Here is a 26,009-nt window from a genome sequence, read left to right as displayed (position 1 = left end):
TGGGTTGAAAATAATTACACCCAACGGGTTCTCTTTACTTAATTTACCTTCAGCTAAAGCAGGAAGCAATTCACAGATTTGCTTATAAGTTTTTATTGGTGTTATTCTATGTGAATCATTTTTTTTTAAACAATCGAACTGAAATTAAAAGCAAAAAAAGCCGAAAGCATATCGCTTTCGGCTTCTAACTAAAAAACAAACTTAAAACCACTTATAAACTAACTCTGTAAAATAACACTTATAACTGTACACTTATATGTCAAACTTAAATTTGTCCTTTTTGGAGGATACTTCATAAATGATGCTCAAATCATATTCATTATTCTCCGCCAACAATAATTTTACTAATAACCCGGATTCTGATAAGCAGCTTTATCTGCTGCAGATATTTCCATACCGTCAAGCTGACTGGTTGGAATTGGACGAAGATAATGTGTCACAGAAATGGTTCTTGTAAATGATTTTACGGAATGATCTTTCCAATCGTTCGGATTTGTGGCTCCGGCTATTGTGAAAGTAGCACCATATTGAATCCATTTTTGGGTGCGGGCTAAATCATACCAACGATACCCCTCGCCAAAATATTCACGTGAACGTTCGGCTAAAATATAGTCAATATCAATAACGGCAGGGGTAGCAGCAACCATCGCAGCACTGTTATCCTGTACTTTAGCAACATTTCCATTATTATCAAAAGTCCATTTTCCTGCGCGTGCGCGAATAACATTAATCAAATCCCTGGCGCTTTTACCACCTTGCGTAACGGCACCTTTTACGGCTGCTTCTGCTGCAATAAAGTACAATTCAGAGAATTTGGCTACCGGAAAAGGGCGGGTACTGCTCCCGTTAGGTGATCCTAACCCTGTACCATTGTCTGTACGGTAAGGTCCCAGTTTCCAGTTGCCCGGGTAACATATTCTTGAAAAATAACTCGGTTCGATTACAAAATCTGCTCTTCCGGGTAAAACACCTGCTCCTACAGAACTATTAAAAACCGAATTAGAGTAATCAATACCAGGTGTATCCGTATTTAAAAAAGTCAATACCGGAGCTCCGTTTGTAATTGGTAAATAATTGGCATTATACAATACAGCTGCAGTATTTCCTGCTTTAGCCCAGTTACCACGGTATACTGTTGTAAAAGTTCCGTCATAACGCGAATCGTTTGTTTTATCTGTAAAGGTATTTTTAAATACTTCAATTGGCGGGGCCAGCATGGTCCAGGGACGGCCTAAATGCTGTTCTGCTTCACGCTGAACTGAACTCACAGCCGCCCAGCTGGTATTGCTTGATGAACTTCTGATTCCCGGATAATTAAATTGTTCAAACCAACCTGCAAAATAATCCGTACTGAAACCTCCTCCGCTATAACTCAAATCCCCTCCGTTATAAATGGAACTTGATTGGGTATGATCTGCGTATAAAAGCATTTCCTTATTGCGGTCTTTTGTAGCAACATTAACATCATAAAACGAAGCTTGTAATCCAAAAGGCCCAGGATCTGTAATTGCTGCTGTTGCCACATCATATGCCTGCTGAAAATACCATGCTGCATTATGTCCTTCCAAATCAACTCTGTCTGCAACCGGATATGTTGGAATGTTGTTTGGATTTTCCAGCCACCATCCAAAAGTCAGGTATGCTTTTGCTAAATAAAGCCTTGCAACGGTTTTGGTCACACCTCCTGTTACACGTCCTGCAACGGGTAAATCTTCAATAGCCTTGATTAAATCAGGGAAAATCGCTTTACTGTATACTTCAGGAACTGTGTTACGTACTGAAGATCTCAAGGTAGAAGAATTAAACTTTAGTTCTCCGGCACCGAGATCCAGAGGGACTCCTCCATAAGTTTGTACGAGTAAAAAATAATCAAAAGCGCGGAAGAATCTTGCTTCGGCAATCAATGCGTTTGAAATAGTTCCGATTTTAGTCGCATTTTCAATAACACCACTGGCAGTATTTATATTTGGAAATGCATTATTCCATACAGCACCTGTGTTACTGGTAGAAGGGTTAATTGTTCCTACTCCCGAAAAATCCAAATTCTTAACATTCCCGTCAGAATTCTGTCCCCAGGTTGATTCATCCGTAGCAATCTGCCCGACATTCAAAAAGTAACCATTCCCATACATGTAACGCAAATGGCCATACATAGAAGTTACACCTCCCATTACCCCTTCCGGAGTTGAAAAATAATCCGGCGTAAAAATAGCTCGTGGGTTTTCCTCCAAAATATCCGAACAGCCCACCAGGAACAAAGAAGCTAAAGCTGTTCCTATATATTTTTTAATTTTTATATGTTTCATCGTTATCAATTTAGAAAGTTATATTAAGACCCAATATAAAATTACGGGACTGCGGCGTATTGTAACCAACAGTCAGCAAACGGCTCAGGTTTGGAGCATAAGCCACAGCCATATTTGTACCATCATTAGCATATGAATTAGTTTCGGGGTCCATACCTGATTGTTTATGGTATGGAGAATAAATTACCCAGGGATTCTGAATCGTACAGTAAAGTCTGAGTCTTTCCATTCCGGCAGTTTTTATCCAATCCTTGTTAAGATTATATCCAAGCGTAATTGTTTTTAATTTCACGTATGATCCGTCAAAATAGCCTAAAGTAGAACCATACTTTGGGTTATTACTTTCTGTAGGCCCTCCCGGTTTTGGGAAATTGGCACCTGTATTAGCAGGAGTCCAATAATCTACATCTATCTGTCCTCTTCGTCCGTCATTGATGTTCAGATATCCATTTGATCCATAAAGAGTACTGTTAAGAATACCTCCGCTTTGAAAAAGACCTACAACACTTATATCAAATCCTTTATAAGCAACACGGGTATTGAAACCACCCTGAAAATCAGGATCAGCATTCATAACCTGCCTGTCATCTGCTCCGATTAATCTTGTCGGGGTCCCGTCAGCATTATAAGTTCCTGTATATTCTACTCTAATCATCCCGGCAGCTCCTGCAGCTCCTTCATATTGTTTCGCTTCCGCATCGGTCTGCCAGATTCCGGCTTTTTTATAATCATAAATTACATTAAGAGGTTTTCCAACGAACCACCAGTTAGTCTTATCTTCCGTCGTTCCTGAGGCAAGAGCTACCAGTTTATTTTTATTACTGGATATATTTGCACCCATTTCCCAGGTCCAGCCGTTGTAGTTATCCAATATCACACCGTTTAATGAAGCTTCCCAACCTTTGTTTTGAGTTGATCCGACATTTCCAACATAGCTGCTGACTCCTGAAGTAACCGGCAGATTCACACTTAATAATAAATCTTTTGTATCGGTTGTGTAATATTCTACTGTACCTGAAAGACGGTTTTTAAGAATAGCGAAATCCAATCCGTAATTAGTTGTGATAGAATACTCCCATCCTAAATTGGGGTTAGGAAGTGTAGATACATAATATCCTGTAGCATTGGTTGACCCAAAATTATAAGGTCTTGTACTTAAATAACCAAGTGTAGCATATGGCTGTACAGATTGATTGGAAGTTTGTCCATATCCTCCGCGAAGCTTCAATGAATTAATCCAGCTTACATCACTCAGGAATGATTCTTTATTGATATTCCAACCGGCAGATACCGCAGGATAACTATGCCATTGATTGGATGGCGCCAGTCTTGAAGAAGCATCAGAACGAAAAGTTGCACTTATCATATAACGATCATCATAAGAATACATAACACGTGCCATATACGACATTAAACCACTCTGCCAATATCCCTGATTATCACTATTTATTGTTATATCATTATTATCACCTGTAGAGGTTTGTCCCAAATTAAAATATTGAAAACTATCGCCGGCAATATTCTTTCTTGATATGGATGAACCGTTATAACTAGTCTGTTCAGCAGAATACATAGCCAAAGCGTTTACTTTATGCTTTTGGGCAAAAGTATGATCGTATGTCAAAAGACTCTCAATAGTCCAGCTTGTAGTAAGTGAATTACTGATAGAAGCTACATTTGGATTATTAGGATTGGAATTAAAAACTCCGATACCCGTATAGTTACCTGTATTGCTTGTACGGTAGTTACCTCCAAGATTAACACGGGCTTTTAAACCTTCTACAGCAGGAATTTTTAATTCAGCATATGCCGAATTATACGAACCATAAGTCTTACCTCTGTCTACCCATTTATCACCAAGATTTCCCATGCTCTCTCTCGTATATACCCAGTTTTCATCCTGGGGCATCCTAACTGTTCTTTTCAGACTGCCATCTGCATTATACGGATTAGCAATAGGCGACATACTTAAAACACCATACATTCCTAAACCTGCACCATCTGTTATACTAAAATTATTATTTGATGAAAAACCAATCTTAAATAACCCTAATTCCTGATCAAGAGCGGCACGTATAGAATAACGCGTGTATTCTGAACCCGGTATTACAGCTTCATCTTTATAATAGTTCGCCCCAAAATTATAATTCCCTTTTTCACTTCCTCCCGAAACACCTATATCGTGACTGGTTACAATTCCGGTCCTGTAAAATAAATCCTGCCAGTCTGTATTTACATCATTAGATTCATCTAAACCATTCACCAGGTTCTTACCCGCCAATTTTCGTAATTCAACATATTTAGTCCCTTCCATCATAGGATACTTAACAGCTGTTTTATAACCCGTATAAGCATTATAGGAAATTTGTGCTTTCTGTCCTTTTGATCCTTTATTACTGGATACCAATATAACCCCATTTGCACCACGCGATCCATAAATAGCTGTTGCAGAAGCATCCTTTAATATATCAATACTTTTAATATCATCAGGGCTTAGATCAGCCAGTGTTCCGGCAAAAGGAATCCCGTCTAATACTACAAGCGGATCATTTCCGGCTGTAAGAGAGCGTGTACCACGAATACGAATCTGCATTGTGGCTCCCGGTTTTGTTGATGTTTGAGACATCTGAACCCCGGCAATACGACCTTGCAGGGCCTGCGTAACATTCGCCGAGGGTACTTCCCGCATTACACTTCCGCTAATCGAAGCAACAGAACCGGTGACTGCTTCTTTACGCTGGGCACCATAACCTATTACTACTACTTCTTTTAAACTGCTCAAGTCTTCTTCAAGCACTACATTTATATTTTTTTGCCCGTTTACGGAGACTTCTTTACTTTTTAAACCCAAAAAACTAAAAATAAGCACACCATTAGAAGGTACATTGGAAATAGAATAATTACCATCAAAGCTGGTACTTACACCTGTTTTTGTCCCTTTTAAGTTCACATTCGCACCCGGAATTGGACCATTAGCATCCGATACAGTTCCTGTGACTGTCGTCTGTGCATTCGCATGGAATGAAAACACAAACATTAAAATCAAAAAACCAAAGCATTTGAAATACCTTGATTTACTTGTAACAAAAAAGTTAGTCATAAAAATTGATTTAAATAATTAAAATTGGTTTTGGTTCGTTAATAACCTTGAATCCTAATGCAGAAATTATCAGTAACTTATAATTTGAAGTCCTGATCTAACAAATGTAGAAATAAAAACAAAAATACGCAATCGGTTGTTTTATTATTGTTTGTTAATTCATTAAAAATATAGCGATATAAATTTTTATTATATATTTTTATTGTTCAAAATGTATTAATTATTCAAAATAAAGGGAGATTTAAAAACCAAATTTATCGATTATAAGTCATTTATTTCAAATCCTTAAAAAAAACATAAAAAAGAAAAAAGCTAAACATTTATATCGGTTTTTGTAAATATAAACACCTAAATAATGTTAAAAAAATAAAAAAGTATCGGCTAAATATTACTAAATATCATTTATATATCCAAAAAAGAACTTTTTAATTACAAAAATTATCATGTTGGTAAAAATGTTAAAAAAAGACAATCGGTTGCTGGAAATATCAGATAAATATTGAAATTCCTTAATTTGAAAGAAGAAATATTGTAAAATGGTTACTTGTATAATCTGTATAAAAAAAGCTCCCTTATGGAAGCTTTTTATGATAGTATTTTTACATCAAATGATAATTCTCTATAGGTAATTTAAAATAGATTTTACATTTTGAGTATTTAATTTTTGAAATTTTCTATTCGTTTGGAATATATATTAATCCCAAAAATAATTGCTCCCATTACAAATGGAACAAAATGAGAAATTTGCCAAAAAAGATCCGTTCCGGTTTTTAACCCTTCGCCTAACGTTTCATATATACCAATACCAATAAAGAATAAGCAAATAATAAAAAATACAAATTGAATTTTATAATTTATTTTAATCATGATTTTGAATTTATATTAGATTAATTTGGAGACCATTATTTTCTTTCAAATATAAAAAAAACCTGCTAAGTTGAAAATCCTGCTTTATAACCATATATGAAATGTACATATGATAGTAATATTTCTGTAAGCGAATTTTTTAAATTTACTTTGTATCGAAATAAAGCTGCTTTAAGATTCAGAAGAAATAAATTATCTTTAACCTGAGTTTAAAAAAGTAAAATTTCAGGCATTCAGGTAAGTATAAAATTGTAAAACAAAAAAGATGAATATAATTATTACAGGAGCTACAGGAATGGTTGGTGAAGGTGTTTTGTTAGAATGCCTTGAAAACTATGCTGTAAAAAAGGTGTTAATGATAAATCGCAAACCTTCTGATATCAAACATCCTAAACTGGAAGAATTGATTGTACTGGATTTTATGCAGTTAAATCGATACGCAGATTTTTTACAGGGTTATGATGCTTGTTTTTATTGTGCCGGAGTGAGTTCTGTTGGAATGAATGAAATAAAATATACGTATGTAACTTACGATACCACTTTAGCTTTTGCCAGGGCATTATCAGAAATTAATCCAAATATGGTTTTTAATTTTGTTACCGGAAGTCATACCGATACTTCTGAAAATGGTAAAATCATGTGGGCACGCGTAAAAGGAAAAACCGAAAATGATTTAATGAAGTTGCCATTTAAAGGACAATATAATTTCCGTCCGGGTTTTATGAAACCATTTAAAGAGCAAAAAAATGTAAAAACAATTCTCAAAATTATGATTCCGCTTTTCCCGGTTTTGTTTCCTAAAAAAACATTAACATTAAAAGACGTGGGACAAGCTATGATTAATACCGTAAAAGAAGGTTATCCTAAACAAATATTAGAAATAGAAGATATTAAAATACTGGCAGAACTTTAAACTTATCTCGCATAGTCATTTAAATTACTTACTTATCTTTTTATAAAGTTTTTTTTTCTTAAAATCAATTTATTTGATCACTCAGAATATATTTCTATTAATTCAAGTCCTTCTTTTAAACTATTTTATAGTAATCACGCCAAAAACAGGTCTTAAAAGTTATAATAAAATGCAAAAAAATCTTTACTTTTTTTATTAAAAACACAGTTTTGCATCAGAAAAAAACCTCAAAATCAGCACTATAAAATAAAATACAGTTTCTTATACATTTTATTAGGCAACACTTATCTTTTTTAGTACTTTTCCAACTTTTCCCAATAACATTTTACCCCAATGGCAGAATTAAAAAATGATTTAACACGCTTTTTAGAGGCACAAAACAAACTCTATCTTAAAGCACTTACGGAAATTAGCAAAGGAAAAAAAGAAACCCATTGGATGTGGTTTATATTTCCCCAACTAAAAGGATTAGGCAAAAGTGAGATGTCGAAGTTATACGCAATCGAAAATCTTAAAGAAGCTGAAGCCTATCTTAACCATCCTGTCCTTGGAAAACACCTCATTGAAGTTTCTAAGATATTGTTAAGTTTTAAGATGAAGTCAGCTGAAGGTATCTTTGGAGATTTGGATGCCCGAAAACTACATTCCTCCATGACACTTTTTAGCTTAACTGATAATACTGACCCTGTGTTTCAGGAAGTATTGGATGCCTTTTTTTTAGGTAAATTTGATCCTCTTACCTTATCTATTATCAATGAAATGATACATCCGGCTTTGGAACGGACAGAATTTTAAGTATCTATTTAAAATATAAACCTGAGATTTACGTCATAAGTGAATTGCCTCCAGCTTCAGCTGGAGGTAAATTAAGTAAAGATAATTGGCTTTAGCCGAAAACACAAAGGCTTCATTTGGCTAAAGCCTTTGCTATGTTGAAATTATAAACCACCAGCTGAAACTGGAGGTAACTCAAAACCTTCTTTTTAATAATCGAACTCAGGTCATAAAGTTTTGTCGTATCAGAAGAATGACAGATACAACTGAACCATAATTCTAATCCATATCAAAATTTTCCTAAATACTCTTCCACAATAAATAGGGATAAAAGGAAGTCCTCCGTTACATAGAAATCAACTTAAATAAAAAAGATAAATATTAACGTTTGCTTCTGTTTCCTCGTAAAAGTTTACAATTTTAAATATAAAGAAGTCATTTTTTTTTAACCCCTGCATGTCAAGTACTTGCAGGGGTTAACTTTTTGTATGAAAGGGGAAAAACACCCTTATAAAAAGGGCTATGTCACTCTATATCATCATTTTAAATAAAAGTACTTTTATATTAATTATAAAATAACTCATTTAAAATGGAGGAAGCCGAAAAGCCAAAAAGAGTAGGTACTATAAAAAAATCGAAATTATGAAAACAAAAACACTGTTAGTTATTGGTGTTATTGCCGTTGGGTTAGTATTATTTTCCCAACGCAAACCCCAAAAAATGTTGATCTATAACGAAGATGGAAATTATATTGTTGACAATAATTTCCTGATTAAGGATACTAAGGAAATGTCCAGGGCAGATCTTAACGGGCTTATCGCTCTTGATAAGGAATATGCAAAAATTGGTGGCGCCGGTTTCGTGAATTACATCGTTTATACACAAAAAATCCAGCACATTGCCCGAGTACAAACCTGGGATCATCTGGCAAAATTTACAAAATTGAACATCATCCATAAAGGCTGTTTTGAAAGAGCAGATATCGATTGGAAATCTTATGGGGATATCAAAGTAAGACTGGATAAAATATTATCAAAATACAAATATGCTTCTTTGGATGGAAATATTGGAATAACAGCCAATAAAATTGTAGTCAATGCCGCTAAATTATCTAAAAAAGACGTTAGTACTTTCAACAGGTTAACCGTAGTGGGAATTGATGAAAATAATATCTGTAATGATTATATGGGAACCAAAGCCTTTAGCAGAGTGCTGACCAGAACTACCAGAACACCTTTTGATAAAAAACTAAATCAACAGGTTATCAATGTTATCAAACAATACCAATAATTACTAAAACAAGGACCAATCAATAAGGTTTGTCCTTGTTTTTATAATAAAAGAAAGAAGATTTTCAGCAATCAAATACGATAAAAATGAAAAGAAAATGGCAGCTTTTTGGAATATTCCTTTTACTGTTTATGGTGTTCACTATTGGATTAAAAGGGACCTTTGACGGTTATTACGGTTTTTACTATGATAAAGAACAATATAAAAAACCATTCGTTTATGAACTTTCAGACAAAATTGTAGCATTTGAACCTGTTAGTATGTTTACGGCTTATACCGGATTTGATACCGGGTATGGTTTTTTTGCACCCAATGTTGCCAGCGATTTTGTACTGCTTTTTGAATTGCAGGACGCAAACGGGAATGTTTTGGAAGAACGCATTATGCCGGAATTGAAGAGTAAGGAAAGTATCGTGAGATATACTTCAGTTTTTAATATGTTTATGGATAAAGTGGTTTCTTCCAAAAAGAAAAGCGAATCCCAATACTTCAAATATTTGGATGTGGTGCTGAAGCAAATTGCAAAAAGCGTGCTTAATGAACACCATGGTGCCACAAAATGTACAGCCAAACTTTATCTCTACGATTATCCAACTTTGGACCGATATAAAAAAGGAGAAAAAACAGATAACCTGATTTTAGTTAGTCAAATAAAATAAAAACACATCATGAGAAAAGCCACTATCTTATATAAAAAAATCGAAAATTTCTTTTTTGAAAACAAAGGCAATGCCGAATTTCTGGGTTTCTTCAGAATCTCAATAGGAACAATGGTATTATTACATTTTTTATCAGTCATAAGAGATTTTGACAAGTTTTTTTCCAGTAAGAGTATTGTTCCACAGGATATAATGTCTGTTTTTCATCCTGGCTGGCTGCTTACTTTTTCAAAAATCATTCATTTTTTTGAATCTTTTGGAATTGCTGAAAGTACCGTGATTTTAGGAGCTAAAATAATGTTTATCATGTTGTGTATTAACATTATAATAGGATTTTATTCCCGAATGAGTGCTTTTCTGTTACTGCTTTTGCAGGTTGCATTAATAAAAGGAAGTTCATTTTTTATTTATGGAGTCGATTTTTTTACCAGCATGTCTTTGTTTTATTTGATTTTATTACCTTCCGATACTTATTTTTCGGTGCTTCGTTTTATTTTTAAAAAGAAAGCCAAAGAAGTAAACTTTATGCCTGTCAAAAGAATGTTTCAAATTCATATCAGCATAGCTTATTTCTTCTCAGGATTTGATAAATTGCTGGGTTACAATTGGCGAAATGGTGAATCTATCTGGAAAGCCATTCACTTGCCTTATGCCAACAGGGATTTTAATTTTGATTTTTCGTGGATGGCAGACCATTCTTATATTTTAATTATTATTGGCTGGTCTACTGTCATCATCGAAATGCTCTATCCGGTTTTTGTCTGGATTCCTAAAACGCAAAAAACATGGATGATGCTTACCATCTCCATGCATTTGGGTATTGCTTTGGTGTTGAACCTGTATTATTTTTCGGTCATTATGATTATCTGGAACCTCACTAATTTTTATTTTGAAAGAGAATCAGTTCCCATGAAATTTCCGGTTTTTAAGCATTGGATTTATAAAAAATACAATCCGATAGGAATATAGAGAGTTAAGTCATATTAAATCTAAAAAGCAAAAGCAATTCAATCGGGTTGCTTTTGCTTTTTTAGATTTATTTGGATTTGTATTACTAATCCAGGTCAAAAATTTTCCCTAAATGCTCTTCCATAATAAAATAAGGGTCATCTGTACGGGTTACTGATCTGATATGAATTAAACTTGTCTTACTCATCATCCTTAGCATTTGACGGCGTTCACATTTTATAATTTCACCATTTTCTATTCTCTGTCCGGCAATAAAAGCACTTCTTCCATGTGCACACAAGTGATTATTCACAAAAATAAGATCTCCTGAATTTGGAATATAATCACTATTAATCAAAGTTTTGGCTTCATCCCAAAAATCCATTAAGTTGCCAAGTGCCTCAGAAGTTTGTCCTGCATTTTCATTAAATATTTGTTCGGCAGCATCAAAACGAATAAAAGGAAGTTCTCTGTTTCCATATAATACAGAGGCTGTAGGCCCCGAATTTGCTACATCTTCATCATTATAATTGGCATCTTTCGGGCATTGATAAATGGGTTCGAATAACTTTTTCATCACAGGATTCATTTTTCCGTGAGAACGAATCGAATATAATGTAGACGGTACTCTCTCTTCATTTCTCAGATATAGAAAACTTAAAAAATCTGCCTGATTGGATAAAAAGGCATCTTCTGTATGTACAAATAAATCAGTTTTGGAACCTGAACCTGTTTGTGTGGCTGCCATTTTCTCATCAGGAATAACAGCATGCAACAAACCTCCTCCCTTTCTCTGGGCATAATATTGAACCGGCTTAGAAGGCACTGCACCATGAAGAAGCGAACAGATAAAACCATATTTGTTTAATTTTCCATAATCAGCTCCCTGCCAGTTGGGTGGCGTTGGCCCCAAATCATCCTGATCTACTTCTATAAGTCCCTGAAAGACTATAGCACCATATTGTTCAGCAGAAAAATCTGAACCAAACTGACTTAAGATTCTGGTTATTCTCTCAGGAAGCAATTGAAAAGCATGAAGATGAAGAGAGGCTATATAATCCGGGTTTTCATAATTGCCAAATGCTTTTACCAACAAATTACCAACGTTTGATAAAATGTTTCTCTCCTGCTGTGTTATTTTAATAATTAAAGGGCTTGTAGGAATTTCTAAAGTTAAACTTGTCTCAGCACTTCTTTCGACTGACATAATAGATTGTGATTTCATTTTTTAATAGTTGATGGTTATTAATAGATAATTGAAATATAAAACATAACATACTTAAAACAAGCTACATACACAACTTGATTTGGGGCTTCAAAGTGATTATGTACGGGCATTCGGATAAAATTTTTCATATTTATTTTTTTTATTACTTTTAATTTATACATTTGTTTTTACTTAGTCTAAATAAGATTTACTTACAAATATATTTTTATTTAATCTAAATAACAATAGTTTTGATGAAAAAATTTAAAAAAATTATGAAAATTGCCCAAATCCCCAGTAAAATAAATACGTCAGAATCTTCAGATGATATTGGGAAAATTTCTAAAAACATTCGTAGAAGAAGAAGCATTTTTGCCGATCAGTTTATTAAAAAAAATATCCCTTCAAAACTCCTTGACGAGATTCTCACAAATGCAACCTGGGCACCAAATCATAAAATGACTGAACCCTGGAGATTTATAGTTTTTAAAGGAAAATATCTTGAGGAATATGGCCAGTATATGGCCGAATACTACAAGGATTTTTATGCAAAACAACTTCCGCCGGAAGCACTTGAGGAAAAGCTGGCTTATTTACGTGATTATCCTTTAAATGCTGCCTGCATGATTGGGGTAATCTTAGTACGAAACACAAAAATTAATCTTCCGGAATGGGAAGAAATTGCTGCAGTATCTGCTGCAGTACAAAACATGGCTTTGACCTGTACCGCAAATAACATTGGAAATTATTGGAGTACTAAAAGCGTTGCCATCGATTATGTTTCGCAATTCGATCTTGCCGAAAACGAAAAATCATTAGGCCTGCTTTATCTGGGATATTATCCTGATGATCTCAGACTCTCTAAAAAAAAGAGAACTCCCCTATCTAAAAAAGTGATTTATCTGCAATAAAATATTAATAAACCCTAAATAATTATCTATCATGGACACTACATTAATGAATGATAAGACGCCAAAAGACAAGGTGCTTATCCCCAATCAGGATTTCTACAAAGACATTTTCCACCAACATGCCAATGAGGAATATACACAGGCAATACAATTGGCGCAGGACCGGGTTTCTAATTTTCTAAAAAATAATAGCAAACCTTTCAGCGGAATCAGACCTGATGACATGAAAGCAAAAGTAGAAGGTGTAGATTTAAAAATACCTTTACCGGATTATGAGAGTTTACTTAATGAAGTGGACGAATTGTATGTAAAACATGCTACCGCTTATCACCTGCCTGAGTATATCGCACATTTAAACTGCCCTGTGGTAATACCTGCATTGGCTGCCGAAGTATTGATAAGTGCTATTAATTCTTCTCAGGATACTTACGACCAAAGTGCCGGAGGAACTTTTATAGAAAGAAAACTAATAGACTGGACCAGTGAGCAAATTGGTTATACTGACAATGCTGACGGTATTTTTACAGCAGGAGGTTCTCAAAGTAATTTAATGGGACTGCTGCTGGCCAGGGATTACTTTTCTTTGGAATACCAAAAATGGAATATCAAATTGGACGGTCTTCCACCGGATGCAAGTAAATTCAGGATTTTTGTGTCTGATAAAGCGCATTTCAGCAACCATAAAAATGCCTGGATTTTAGGTCTTGGAGAACAATCTATTGTACATGTAGGAGTGGACAGCAGGTATCGTATGGATCCTGAACAGCTTGAAAAAGCGATAGCAAAAGAAATAGAAAAAGGCAATATTCCTATTGCTATAACTGCTACAGCAGGTACAACAGATTTTGGTAATGTGGATCCGCTTCATAAAATAGCCAGTATTGCAAAACGTAATAACCTGTGGCTTCATGTTGACGCTGCCTATGGTTGCGGACTTTTGCTGACAGAAAAATACAGGCATCTTTTGACAGGTATTGAACTGGCCGATTCGGTAACTATTGATTATCACAAATCTTTCTTTCAGCCGATCAGCAGTAGTGCTTTCATAGTAAAAAACAAACTGCATCTGAACATCATCAAACACCACGCTGATTATCTAAATCCTAAGGAGCAGAATTATGAAGAGCTTCCGGCACAGATCAATAAATCTATTATTCAGAGTACCCGTCGTTTTGATGCCTTAAAACTGTGGTGTACACTGCGTTATATGGGTAAAGAAAAACTCGGACAATACACTGATACCATTATTGAAACTGCAGAAAAAGCTGCCAATCACATTGATACTGATCAAGATTTTGAACTTTTATGTCATTCAGATATGGGCGTATTAGTGTTCCGATACATCAATGGTCCTGATCAGGCTAATTATTGCAATATCAACCAATATATTAAAGAAAAACTGTTTTTCAGCGGGGAAGTTTTGGTAGCCAGTACTAAAGTAGATGGACAATTCTATCTCAAATTTACCATTTTCAACCCTCTGACAACCCTTGACGATATAAAACATATTCTTAACATTATAAAACAAAATGCAAATGACTACCAACGACTTAACTAAACTTCGCCCACTGGCAGAGCAGGTTAATTTTAAATCCCTCCTCAACTGTTACTGCAGGGAATTCAAGAACTGGAGTCGTTATGAAGGTATTCCTAAATACGATCAGGTATTGGCAGATTATATGCGGTCAATTGACCATAGCACTTTTCTTCGATTTGATTTTACCAATATTGGTCAGGAAGTTTTTGCTCCTTTGGAATACTTTTCGGAAAGTGGAATACATTCTTTTGGTTTTCCGATTGTAGTACGCGATTGCAACTCAGACAAAATCAAGGAGATTGATCCTTTACATTTTATTGACCTCGTAACAGCATATTCTAAAACCGATTATCCGGACATAGACTCTGCTCCAACCAAAGAACGTCTGAAAAACAGTATCGATAATTTAGCCTTTTATCTGGCTCATTATAAAAACAGTGACAGGAGTGCAAATAATCCTGAGCAATCTTTTATTGAAGCCGAACAATCCCTTATTTTAGGGCATTCGGTGCATCCTCTGCCAAAAAGCAGGGAGGGTTTTAATAATGAAGAACTGGAAAAGTACTCTCCTGAAACTGCCGGACAATTTCCTTTGCATTTTTTCCTGATCCATCCCGATAATGTACTGGAAAAAAGTGCTGAGGATTATCTGATGACAGATTACCTGAGAAAAGAAATTGCAGCATATGCAGATAACAATGCAAAAGAATTACTGGCTCGCTATCCGCAATGGAAAGTAGTCCCTGCTCACCCATGGGAAGCTGAATATCTTTTGAATCAACCGGAAGTAAAAGAAATGCAATCCAAACAAATCCTGTTTAGTTTAGGTCAGTTTGGTCCGTCTTATACAGCAACATCCTCTGTTCGTACCGTTTACAATGATGAAAGTGAATGGATGTATAAATTCTCCTTACATGTTAAAATCACGAATTCTTATCGTGTGAATTATCTCCATGAATTAAATCGTGGTTATGATGCCAGTGAGCTCATGAAAACAGACTGGGGAGAAGGGGTGCAAAAAGACTATCCTGAAGTACAACTTATTTGTGATCCCGCTTACATTGCGGTTATTTACCAGGATACTGTTATTGATGGCTTTAGTACCAGTGTGCGTCAGAATCCATTCAAAGGGGCTGCTTCCGAAAAAAATGTAAGTATGGCAGCATCACTTACCCAGGACGGTGTTTTAGGTGAATCATCAAGAATGCTGAACCTCATCTCTGAATCTGCAAGCCGACAAAGCAAAGAGGCTTCTGATGTTGCGGTTGAATGGTTTAAGCAATATCTGAACATTACCATCCGTCCTTTGATCGGTATTTTTAACAAATACGGATTTGGAGCAGAATTCCATCAGCAAAACATGCTGATCGAATTTGATGATAAACTTTTTCCATCCAGACTCTATTTCAGGGATAATCAGGGTTATTTTTTTCGTCAGGGAAAAGTTGAAGAACTGCAACGTATCCTGCCTGATTTTGGCAGAGACAGCAGATCTTTTATAGCCGAAACCAGAATTATTGATCTTCTTGGGTATTACTTATTGGTAAACCATTTACTCGGGATCATAAATGCTTTGGGCAAAAGTAAACTGACAGAAGAAAAGTTACTTATAAACCTGTTATACGAATCATTAAAAGCAGAAGAACAATCTGACACTACAGGCTTGGTTTCGCATTTAACCAATAGTGTCAAACTGGTTGTAAAAGGTAATTTACTGACCAGTTTAAACAATATGGATGAAGCCAGCGCTCCAAGAACTAATCCTGCAGTTTACAAAAGTTATCCGAACCCTTTAAACAAATACTTTTTTTCTGAAAAATTGATTAATCCAAAAGGAACAGGTACTGTTTTTAACCGATATTTTGAAAAGGAAAATGTAACGGTAACATTGCGACCTGTGAATATTGATACCGATCTGGAAATGTTGCATGAGTGGTTTCATCGTGAACATGCTTTGCAAATCTGGAAAATGAACTGGCCAATTCGGGAACTGGAAGCCTATTATCGTACGTTACTTCCAAATGACGTTGTACAAAGTTATATAGGCGAAGTTAATGGTGTGCCCACTTTTAATATTGAAGTGTATTGGGCTAATCGTGATGTGGTTGGAGGATATTATGATGCGTTGCCTTCTGATTATGGTACTCATCAGTTTATTGCACCAACTGATCCAAAATTAAAATTCACTTCTCCCGCTACACAATCCATGATGGATTTTGTATTTGCAGAACCAAAAGTAGGCAAAATGGTTGGTGAAGGTTCAACAGCTTTATTGGCATCGATGATCAATAAAGCCCAGATGGGATTCAAAATCGAAAAAGTAATTGAAATGCCGGATAAGAAAGCCAACCTCAACTTCTGTTATAGAGAATGGTATTGGGCAAAATTCCCTTCTGCAAAAGATTTTCAGAATATTCCGGTTACAGCACCCCAAGTTTAATCAATAAAAAAACAACAATGAGTACAGAAAAAATATATTCGGTAATAGGTATCGGAATTGGTCCTTTTAACCTTGGTCTTGCCGCTCTTATGGAACCCGTAGAAGAATTATCATCCGTATTTTTTGATCAGGCGGATGGTTTTGACTGGCATCCCGGTCTAATGCTGAACAATGCTACCCTTCAGGTTCCTTTTTTAGCTGATTTGGTAACGATGGCCGATCCCACAAGCGAATACTCTTTCCTTAATTTCATCAAGGAAAGCGGAAGATTGTATAAATTCTATATCAGGGAAAATTTCTTTATTTTCAGAAAGGAATATAATGAGTATTGCAAATGGGTAGCTTCTAAACTTCATAATTGTAAATTTTCCCATAAAGTAGTATCCCTTGATTATGCCGATGGTCTCTATAAAGTAATGGTCATCAATACACAGACTTGCATTACTACTACTTATTATGCCCGGAAAATCGTTTTAGGAACAGGTACTTCTCCGCATATTCCGGATTTTATTAATCAGGAAGCTTTGCCAAATGTGATTCATGCTTCAAAATATTTATATTTTAAATCCCGAATCCAAAAAAAATCATCCGTAAGTATTATCGGTTCGGGACAAAGTGCTGCAGAGGTGTTTCGTGACCTTTTACCTGAAACTCAAAATGGCTTACAGCTTAAATGGTTTACGCGTTCCTCCCATTTCTTTCCGTTGGATAACAAATCTAAATTAACCCTGGAACTTACTTCTCCTGAATATGTAGATCATTTTCATAACCTGTCACCCGAAAAACGCAAGCAGCTCTTAGCCAGACAACACGGGCTTTACAAAGGGATTGATCAGGAATTGATTAACGAGATTTTTGACAGCTTATATGAAATGAGTTTGGACAATACGCCTTTAAATGTCGAATTGCGCTCTAATCTGCGTCTTACAGCCGTGACTGAAGATTCTGATGGTTCTTATGATATGGATTTCACACATACCGAATTGGAGCAGCCTTACCAAAACCAGAGTGATTATGTTATTCTGGCTACAGGCTATAAATATAAAGAACCGGATATTCTTCAGGGAATTGAAGATAAAATCGATCGTATGGAAAATGGTTTGTTTAATGTAGGCCGTAATTACACTATCGATAAAAATGGCAAGGATATTTTTGTTCAAAATGCGGAACTACATACGCATGGGCTTTCTACCCCGGATTTAGGAATGGGTGCTTATCGTAATTCATACATTATTAATCAACTTGCTAACCGCGAAGTTTATAAAGTTGAAAAACGTATTGCTTTTCAGGAATTCGGTGTAGAAAAATCGGCAGAAGCCTTTTCACAAACCAATACTATGGACATAATAAACGAACAATTAGATGTTCAGACATTAATAAAAAACTAATTTAGAATGACAACTTCTGAAAATATATTCAAAGACGCACAACATCTCAATGCGACTATTTGGAATAAAGTAAATCGCAATCTCCTTGCAAAAAGTATCGCAGAACTGATGCGTGAAGATTTGGCAAAACCGCTAATCGTAAGCAAGGAAGAAAACGGTCTCACCCATTTTAAATTAGAGACAGACAAAGAGAACATTTATTATACTTTTTCCGGGTATCCAAGATTTATTAATTATTGGCATATCGTCAAAGAAAGTATTTGTAAAAATGAGGATGGACAGCAATCAGGTACAATTGATGTCCCTAATTTCTTTATAGAACTGCAAAATACCTTTGGTATAAATTCCTTCACACTGGCACATTATGTTGAGGAATTATTGCACACTTTATATGCTGATGCTTTTATCCATTCCAAAAGTCGTTTGCCGGCAGCAGAACTTGCAGATTCAGATTTTCAAACTATTGAACACAGTCTGGACGGGCATCCATGGGTCATTGTAAACAAAGGCCGTATTGGTTTTGACTCACAGGATTATGAAGACTTTACACCTGAATCCGGTCAGAATACACGTTTAGTCTGGATTGCTGCCCATAAAGACCGTACTACTTTTCGTTTATTGGAAGGTATGGATCAGCAAATTTTTTATGAAAATGAATTGAGCAAAGAAAAAATAACTTCGTTTAGAACCCTTATCGCTCAGGCAAAGGTAAATCCGGAGGATTACATCTTTATTCCGGTACATTCATGGCAATGGCAAAATAAACTCGTTATGCAGTTTGCCCATGATATTGCTGCGAAATACCTCATTCCTTTGGGACTTTCAGATGATTTGTATAGTCCTCAACAAAGTATTCGTACGTTTTTCAATCAAAGTCAGCCACACAGACATTATGTAAAAACGTCAATGTCTATATTGAATACCAGTCATATAAGAGGCTTATGTGCTAAGCAATTATCAATAGCGCCACAGCTTACAGGCTGGATCAAAGACATTCTTAAGCAAGACTTACATCTTCAAAAAATGGATGTTGTCCTTCTGGGTGAAGTAGTTTCTGTTAGTTATACACATCCGAGTTACAGCAAAATCACAGATACTCCTTATCAGTACAATGAATATTTGGGAGCCATGTGGCGAGAAAGCCCGATCAATTTTCTAAAACCCGGAGAAAATCTAATGACGATGGCTTCATTACTATATGTGGATGATCAGGGTAAAAGTCTTATTCAGGAACTTATAGAAAAATCAGGACTTTCTACGGAGCAATGGCTGAAGGCTTATTTTACAGCATATCTTAAACCAGTGCTGCAGATTTATTACCAACACTCTTTATGTATAGATCCGCATGGGCAGAATGTGATTTTGATTTTGAAAGATTATGTACCTACCCGTATAGCCTTGCAGGATTTTGTGGGAGATATTTTAATTAATGAGGAAGGGAAGAAAAAACTGCCGCAGGAATTCATTGAAAACATGTTCAATGCCTCTCCAAATCCTGAAAATGCTCCTTTAGTTATTCTTATCGCTGTGTTTGATGCTTTCTTCAGATACCTGAGTGATGTATTAATTACTACTGCAGATTTTCCTGAAGTTTCTTTTTGGAATGGTGTGTACGAAATCATCACAGAATATCAGGAAGAGCATCCTGAGCTAAAAGATATGTTTGAAAAATACGATTTGTTGATTCCCGAATTCAAACGTCTTATTTTCAACAGTCGTCGTTTGTTTAATGGTTATGAGGAAACCTCAGGTTTTCCGCATATGAAAAAAAGCGGTTTTATTCCGAACCCTTTATATCAGTTGGTAACAGAAGAATTACTAACAATAAAAGAGAATTCATGAAAACCACGATATTAAAAACACGCTCCTTTTTTAGCCTTTTAAAGCGTTCCTTATCCGGCAGTGAAAGTAATTTTACTTCCGGCAGCATCAACAGAACCATTATTTTAATGTCTGTGCCAATGGTCGCAGAATTATTAATGGAATCTTTGTTTGTTTGTTCCAATCTGTTCTTTGTGAGCAGATTGGGCACCAACGCTATTTCTATTGCCGGGGCTACAACTACTTTTATCACTTTTTGCTACTCCGTTTCCATAGGTCTTGGTATAGCTGCTTCGGCAATGATTTCCAGAAGGATCGGTGAAAAAAAGTTTAAGGCTGCAGGACAAACTGCCATGCAGGTTATTTATGTAACAGTACCAATTGCTGCACTTATAAGTCTGGTCTGCAGTATCTGGACAACAGAGATAATGAGTTTAATGGGGCTCTCTCCTGCCATGGTTCAGGAAGGTGCTTCGTACGGAATGATCATGTTTGCTTCCAGCGGATTCCTAATCCTTCGTATAGTAATCAACGGAATATTTCGTGGAGCCGGTGATGCTTCTACAGCCATGAGAATATTGTGGCTGTCTAATGCATTAAATATAATATTATGTCCCATATTCATGTTCGGCTGGGGACCAATTCCTGCTTATGGTTTATTTGGAGTAGGTATCGCTACACTAATTGCGCGAATGATTGGTGTACTTTATCAGGCATGGTATCTGGTAAAAGGCAAAACAATCATGAAAATTGGAATGGCACAATTGGTATTCCATTTTGACATTTTCAAAAGAATACTCAAACTGGCTTTTAGCGGTACTGTTCAATTTATCATTCCTGCTTCCAGCTGGGTATTTATGATAAAAATTATGTCTCATTTTGGAGAAGATGCTTTGGCGGGATATATTTTGGCCCAAAGAGTAACCTCAATAGCCACGATGCCTGCATGGGGTCTTGGAAACGCAGCCGGAATATTAACCGGACAGAATCTTGGGGCAAAACAGCCGGATCGGGCAGAAAAATCGGTTTGGAGAGCAGGAACGCTAAACATGGGATTCCTTGTTTTAATTGCTGTTTGCTGGATATTTCTCGCCGTTCCCGTGGTAAAAATCTTTACGGATATTCCGGAAGTGATTTCCCACAGTACCATGTATATTCATTTTATCTCTATGGCTTATGTTCTTCTGGGATATACCATGGTGATTTCAAGAGCGCTCAACGCTGCCGGAGAAGTAAAAGTCGTTACCTGGCTTTACATCCTAATGTTTTATATCGTACAGATTCCGCTTGCCTATGCGTTGGGAATTACTTTCAACCTGGGTTCTAATGGCGTTTTTACAGCCATCTTAATATCAGAAATTGTATTGGCTGTTGCCTGCATAATTGTCTTCCGTAAAGGAAAATGGAAAAATACCAGAGTTTAATCAGACACAAATTAATTAAAAAAATAAAAAATATGAATACAACAGAACAATTACACGGCGTATTTGCAAGAGCTTTTGAAATACCTGTTACAGAAGTAAACGACCAATTGGAATATCAGGGAATAGCCGAATGGGATTCTATGAGCCATCTTGTTTTGGTTGAAGAACTTGAAAGTACCTATAACATCTCAATAGAAATGGAAGATATTTTAGACATGGGAAGTGTCGAAAAAATAAAGGAAGTACTTAAAAAACACGGATTTGAAATTAACTAGAATATAGCAGAGAACTATGGAACTATATGATTTAATCAGAAAAAATGAAAATTTAACCTTTACGGATTCCAGTACCGGTGTTTCAAAATCCATAAAGGAAATGCATCAATCCCTGAAAATTGACGATTTGCGATCGGTTGTCTTTATTTATAACGATAATCAGTTGCCGGCTATTGAAACTTTTTTAAACTTTTATCAAAGCAGATATACAATAGCATTACAGGGATTAGGAATAAATACTGACTTTAAGGAAAATTTAGAAAAAAAATATACGCCTTATTACATCTACGATCCGTCCCGTAATAGTATTGAAGGATACAGCGCGGTAAATGCCTCAGAAACGATAGTATTATTTAAACGCAATGAAAATTCTATTTTTCCAATACATCCTAAAGTTAAGCTGCTGCTAAGTACTTCCGGAACTACAGGATCTCCAAAATTTGTGAGACTTTCTGATGAGAATCTAGCGCAAAATGCCAAATCAATCCTGAAATATCAGCCGATTAGGACAGATGACGTTGTACCATTGAATGTGCCTGTAAATTCTGTGTATGGCTTATCTATTTTTACGACCAATTGTATAAAAGCACATCAGATTGTCTGTACTGACAAAGATGTGTTTCAAAAAGAGTTCTGGTCTGATTTGAAAAAATATGAATATTCTACCTTAGGAGGAGTACCTTATTTTTATGAAATACTTCATAGCATCGGTTTTTTTAAAAAGGATCATCCTTCACTCCGATACTTCACCCATGGAGGAGGAATGCTGAATCATAAATTGATAGAAATTATTTCAGAATACACCGAAAAATATAATAAGCAGTTCTTTGCACAGTACGGACAAACCGAAGCAAGCGGAAGAATGGCTTTTTTATCTACTGAAGATTTACTCAGAAAAAGAGCTTCTATCGGGCATCCTATCCATAATGGCCGTTTTGAAATAGACAATGAAACATCCGAACTTATCTATTATGGCCCAAATATCTTTGGCGGTTATGCAAACATAAGATCAGATTTGCAATTTTATGATCAGGAAGAAAAACTGCATACAGGAGATCTTGCAAAAGTAGATGATGATGGCTATTATTACATTACCGGCAGACTGAAGCGAATTGTTAAATTATTTGGTACCCGAATAAATCTCGATGAAATGGAACTTCTTCTGAAGGATAGCCTGGGCGGACAAACCATTATTTGCCTGGATGTAAACGACAAGAATTTAGCTGTTTTGTATACTGACAAAAATTTAGATAAAGAATTGATTAAAGGTGTTCTAAAAGAAAAACTAAGCCTTCATGCCAGTTCATTAAAAGTCATTCATATGGATGATTTACCACTGACTGCCAACGGAAAAGTGAATTATCCAATGATCAAAGAATGGCTTGAATCTGAAAGCCTGGTACAATAATCCAGAGTATTAGAGAAATATCCAACTTAAAATAAAAACACCTCTATCCTTACGAATAGAGGTGTTTTTGATTCAATAAAAAACTAACCTAAAACCTGAAAGTCAGGTTTGCTAAAACTGTTGTTGGTGCTTGTGGTGCTCCCCATGTGCTCCAATATTTTTCATTTGTTAAATTGTCTATCTTAACCCCAATTCTCCATGTTGGCTGCTCATAAAATACTGTGGCACCTAAAATTGTATATGACGGAATGTAAAAGGTATTGCTCGTACTCATGTAACTTTTATCTACATAATTTGCTCCAAAACCGGCGCCCAGACCTTTTAAGCTATTTTGAAGTTTATAAGAAGCCCAAAAATTTGCTACATTTTCTGGTGCATCTGCAGCTTTATTACCTTCAATAGCTTTATTAGCGTCACTAGTTTTTTCAATACGATTATCATTATAGGCATAACCAGCTGTAATATTTAAACCAGGGATAGGATTAGCAATCAATTCAAATTCATACCCTTTACTTACCTGTTTTCCATCCTGTTCGTATACCAAATTAGATTGTCTTATTAATGCATTGTCATTCGTAATATTATAATAACTAACTGTAGCACTTAATTTTTTATTAAAAATTTCTGCTTTTATTCCTGACTCGTATTGAATCGCATAAAGAGGATCTAATACCAATTGGGCACCATCAGGTTGGGTTACAGGAGCAATGTTTTGAAACCCGCTCATATAATTTCCAAATATAGAGACCTGATCTTTAATTACCTGATACACAACTCCAAATTTAGGTGCAAATGAAGTTTGCTTATACCCTGCTACCGTTCCACTTTCCTTACGATCGAAACTATCCAGACGCAAGCTTCCCATAGCCGATATACGGTCAGCTATATTAACTACGTAAGAGGCATAACCACTAAAAGTATATTCATCTCTTCCTGCTCTTATCGTTGGAGTTCCCAATACAGCATCAATGTCTTTTTTTCTGATTGGAACAAAATTTGTCGTTACATCAATTGTTCTGAAAGGAGCCGTTGGTGTTGGTGTAGATGAAAAAGTATCGGTATAGTATCTGTAATTAACACCAGCCAATAATTTATGTTTTACAATTCCACTTGAAAATTCTCCATTAATATTTTCCTGTATATTAGTGTAGTTACTTGATATAGGGCCAAAAACTGTTGCACGTATAGTTGCTGTAGTCGGAGAAGTCCAGGTAGGCAAAACCTGATAGCTATAGTCTATATTTTCACTTACATAAGAAAACAAGGTTGTAGATTTCCAATTATCAGCTATTTGATATTCCCCTTGTACAAAAGCTTTTGATGCTGATGATTTAGCTTCGGCATCATCATGAACCAAAGATTTTTTGTAGTCTAATTTTATATCCCCGGGATTTGTTATGCCGGATGTAGCAGCCACAGTAGGGTATAAAGGTTTGGTACTTTTAACATTATATAATTCTGCATCTACATTAAAAGTAAGTTTCTCTGTTGCCTTAAAAGTAAGGCTTGGTGCAAAAGACAGTGTGTTAGAAAAACCATAATCCAGAAAACTTTTTGCTCTGTTAACACCTACATTAAGCCTGAAAAGTACATTTTTATCTTTAGTAAGAGGAGTATTAACATCTGCCGTAAGTTGATTTACCCCATAACTTCCGCCAGTATAAGTTATTTCGGTAGATTTGGTTTCAAACGGTTTTTTAGTAACCAAATTAACAACACCACCAAAAGAAGATGCCGAAGATCCGAATAAAGTTCCTGAAGGACCTTTTAATACTTCAATTCGGTCAACATTCTGGATACCAACAGTAGAACGGCCTGATAAAGTTTCCATACCATTTCTGGCATTAACACCAACAGTAAACCCTCTGAAAATAAGGGCAAATCCTCCCGAAGGATAATTAAGAGGCACAACACCAGGTGCATTTCTCATAGCCGTTGTTATATCGATTGTTACCTGCTCCTGCATAAGTTCTTTGTGTATCACATTGTACACTTGTGGATTTTCAAGGTTTTTCAAGGGCATTCTGGCTACAGTTTCTGTTTTTTTAGAAAGGATGCTTTTTTTATTACTGATTACAACTTCTTTTAGCTCTTTATTAGAAACCTTTAATTGCAAATTAAGCGAAGCCGTTTCATTTTCAACTACTCTAACTTCCTGTTCTGATGTTTCGTAACCATTTAAAGATACTTGTAAGGTGTAAGTATTCGGTTTTACTCTGTTTAGTTCAAAACTACCGTCATCATTTGTACTGGTATTATATTTTGAGCCTTTAAGAATGATATTCACATCAGCTGCCGGTTTTCCGTCCGAAGTTGTGATTTGACCTTTGATTTTTCCGTGATTTTGTTGGGAAAAAGAAAAAAGGGTCGAAAATAATAAGCTAATTATAAATAAAAACTTTGATGTTCTTAAATTAAGATATTTCATTGATTTTTAATTTTGGTTAGTATTTGTTTTTATTTAGAATTAATAAAAACAGTGCAAAAATAAAAATTAATATTAGTTTAACAAGTATTATTTAGATTTATTCTACACAATAATTTACGCTCCATTTTTTATGTGATAAGCAATATTGAAATCACTAAAAAATTTTAAACTGCTCCTTAAGATGTAATTGATTTCAAACTCATATTTGATACAAAAACATAATAAATCAAAAAGTATAAATTTGAGTAAAACATCTTCATCCTTCTGGAAATAATTGTCACCCTGAGCGGAGTCGAAGGCTTTTTAAGTAATA

Annotated in this window: 18 protein-coding genes; 13 read left to right on the top strand and 5 right to left on the bottom strand. The window is 35.4% G+C overall.

Going from position 1 to position 26,009, the window contains the following annotated elements; genetic code table 11:
* Positions 1 to 344 precede the first annotated feature (344 nt).
* The 3 genes from PMI10_RS16410 to PMI10_RS16400 form a co-directional block, all read right to left on the bottom strand.
* Positions 345 to 2,306: a RagB/SusD family nutrient uptake outer membrane protein gene (locus PMI10_RS16410; RefSeq protein ID WP_007810064.1), complete on the bottom strand. Its 1,962-nt coding sequence runs from the start codon at positions 2,304 to 2,306 to the stop codon at positions 345 to 347.
* A 10-nt stretch (positions 2,307 to 2,316) separates the two neighbouring features.
* Positions 2,317 to 5,406, bottom strand: coding sequence for a SusC/RagA family TonB-linked outer membrane protein (locus PMI10_RS16405; protein WP_007810062.1), 3,090 nt, complete (start codon positions 5,404 to 5,406; stop codon positions 2,317 to 2,319).
* Positions 5,407 to 6,063: 657 nt separating this feature from the next.
* On the bottom strand, positions 6,064 to 6,273 hold the full coding sequence (locus PMI10_RS16400; RefSeq protein ID WP_007810060.1) for a hypothetical protein: 210 nt from the start codon (positions 6,271 to 6,273) through the stop codon (positions 6,064 to 6,066).
* Between the two features lie 265 nt (positions 6,274 to 6,538).
* Between PMI10_RS16400 and PMI10_RS16395 the strand changes: the two genes are divergently transcribed.
* The 5 genes from PMI10_RS16395 (at position 6,539) to PMI10_RS16375 (ending at position 10,878) form a co-directional block, all read left to right on the top strand.
* The gene (locus PMI10_RS16395; protein WP_007810058.1) at positions 6,539 to 7,186 is read left to right on the top strand and encodes an NAD-dependent epimerase/dehydratase family protein; all 648 of its coding nucleotides are present in this window, start codon (positions 6,539 to 6,541) and stop codon (positions 7,184 to 7,186) included.
* A 333-nt stretch (positions 7,187 to 7,519) separates the two neighbouring features.
* The gene (locus tag PMI10_RS16390) at positions 7,520 to 7,981 is read left to right on the top strand and encodes a DUF1810 domain-containing protein (protein ID WP_007810056.1); all 462 of its coding nucleotides are present in this window, start codon (positions 7,520 to 7,522) and stop codon (positions 7,979 to 7,981) included.
* 621 nt (positions 7,982 to 8,602) lie between these two features.
* On the top strand, positions 8,603 to 9,250 hold the full coding sequence (locus PMI10_RS16385; RefSeq protein ID WP_007810054.1) for a hypothetical protein: 648 nt from the start codon (positions 8,603 to 8,605) through the stop codon (positions 9,248 to 9,250).
* An 86-nt stretch (positions 9,251 to 9,336) separates the two neighbouring features.
* Positions 9,337 to 9,909, top strand: a complete 573-nt coding sequence (locus PMI10_RS16380; protein WP_007810052.1) for a hypothetical protein — start codon at positions 9,337 to 9,339, stop codon at positions 9,907 to 9,909.
* 9 nt (positions 9,910 to 9,918) lie between these two features.
* Positions 9,919 to 10,878 carry an HTTM domain-containing protein gene (locus PMI10_RS16375; RefSeq protein WP_007810050.1) on the top strand — a complete coding sequence of 320 codons (960 nt, stop codon included), beginning with the start codon at positions 9,919 to 9,921 and terminating at the stop codon, positions 10,876 to 10,878.
* 85 nt (positions 10,879 to 10,963) lie between these two features.
* Here PMI10_RS16375 and PMI10_RS16370 read toward each other — a convergent pair whose 3' ends face one another.
* Positions 10,964 to 12,082, bottom strand: a complete 1,119-nt coding sequence (locus PMI10_RS16370) for a hypothetical protein (RefSeq protein ID WP_007810048.1) — start codon at positions 12,080 to 12,082, stop codon at positions 10,964 to 10,966.
* Positions 12,083 to 12,318: 236 nt separating this feature from the next.
* Here PMI10_RS16370 and PMI10_RS16365 point away from each other — a divergent pair, with 236 nt between their 5' ends.
* From PMI10_RS16365 to PMI10_RS16330, 8 genes are read left to right on the top strand one after another with little or no spacing between them, the layout of a single operon-like run.
* On the top strand, positions 12,319 to 12,975 hold the full coding sequence (locus PMI10_RS16365) for a nitroreductase family protein (protein ID WP_007810043.1): 657 nt from the start codon (positions 12,319 to 12,321) through the stop codon (positions 12,973 to 12,975).
* Between the two features lie 31 nt (positions 12,976 to 13,006).
* Positions 13,007 to 14,533 (top strand): pyridoxal phosphate-dependent decarboxylase family protein, encoded by a 1,527-nt coding sequence (locus PMI10_RS16360; protein WP_007810041.1) that lies wholly within the window; start codon positions 13,007 to 13,009, stop codon positions 14,531 to 14,533.
* Positions 14,511 to 16,952 carry a GNAT family N-acetyltransferase gene (locus PMI10_RS16355; protein WP_007810039.1) on the top strand — a complete coding sequence of 814 codons (2,442 nt, stop codon included), beginning with the start codon at positions 14,511 to 14,513 and terminating at the stop codon, positions 16,950 to 16,952. The genes PMI10_RS16360 and PMI10_RS16355 overlap by 23 nt, the downstream gene beginning before the upstream one ends.
* Positions 16,953 to 16,969: 17 nt before the next feature.
* Complete coding sequence (locus PMI10_RS16350) at positions 16,970 to 18,340, top strand: lysine N(6)-hydroxylase/L-ornithine N(5)-oxygenase family protein (protein WP_007810038.1); 1,371 nt, start codon at positions 16,970 to 16,972, stop codon at positions 18,338 to 18,340.
* A gap of 6 nt (positions 18,341 to 18,346) precedes the next feature.
* Positions 18,347 to 20,182: an IucA/IucC family protein gene (locus tag PMI10_RS16345; RefSeq protein WP_007810036.1), complete on the top strand. Its 1,836-nt coding sequence runs from the start codon at positions 18,347 to 18,349 to the stop codon at positions 20,180 to 20,182.
* Positions 20,179 to 21,585, top strand: coding sequence for an MATE family efflux transporter (locus PMI10_RS16340; protein ID WP_007810034.1), 1,407 nt, complete (start codon positions 20,179 to 20,181; stop codon positions 21,583 to 21,585). Before PMI10_RS16345 ends, PMI10_RS16340 begins: the two co-directional genes overlap by 4 nt.
* A gap of 32 nt (positions 21,586 to 21,617) precedes the next feature.
* Entirely contained in the window at positions 21,618 to 21,860 is a 243-nt protein-coding gene (locus tag PMI10_RS16335; protein ID WP_007810032.1) for an acyl carrier protein, read from the top strand.
* Between the two features lie 16 nt (positions 21,861 to 21,876).
* A complete protein-coding gene (locus PMI10_RS16330; RefSeq protein ID WP_007810030.1) occupies positions 21,877 to 23,268 on the top strand; it encodes an AMP-binding protein in 1,392 nt (463 codons plus the stop codon).
* An 88-nt stretch (positions 23,269 to 23,356) separates the two neighbouring features.
* On the opposite strand, the gene PMI10_RS16325 is transcribed toward PMI10_RS16330, so the two are convergent.
* A complete protein-coding gene (locus tag PMI10_RS16325) occupies positions 23,357 to 25,696 on the bottom strand; it encodes a TonB-dependent receptor (protein WP_007810028.1) in 2,340 nt (779 codons plus the stop codon).
* Positions 25,697 to 26,009: the final 313 nt, after the last annotated feature.

Origin of the sequence: Flavobacterium sp. CF136, from assembly GCF_000282055.1 — a bacterium.
Lineage (GTDB): Bacteria > Bacteroidota > Bacteroidia > Flavobacteriales > Flavobacteriaceae > Flavobacterium.
This window is presented reverse-complemented; position numbering and strand designations above follow the sequence as displayed.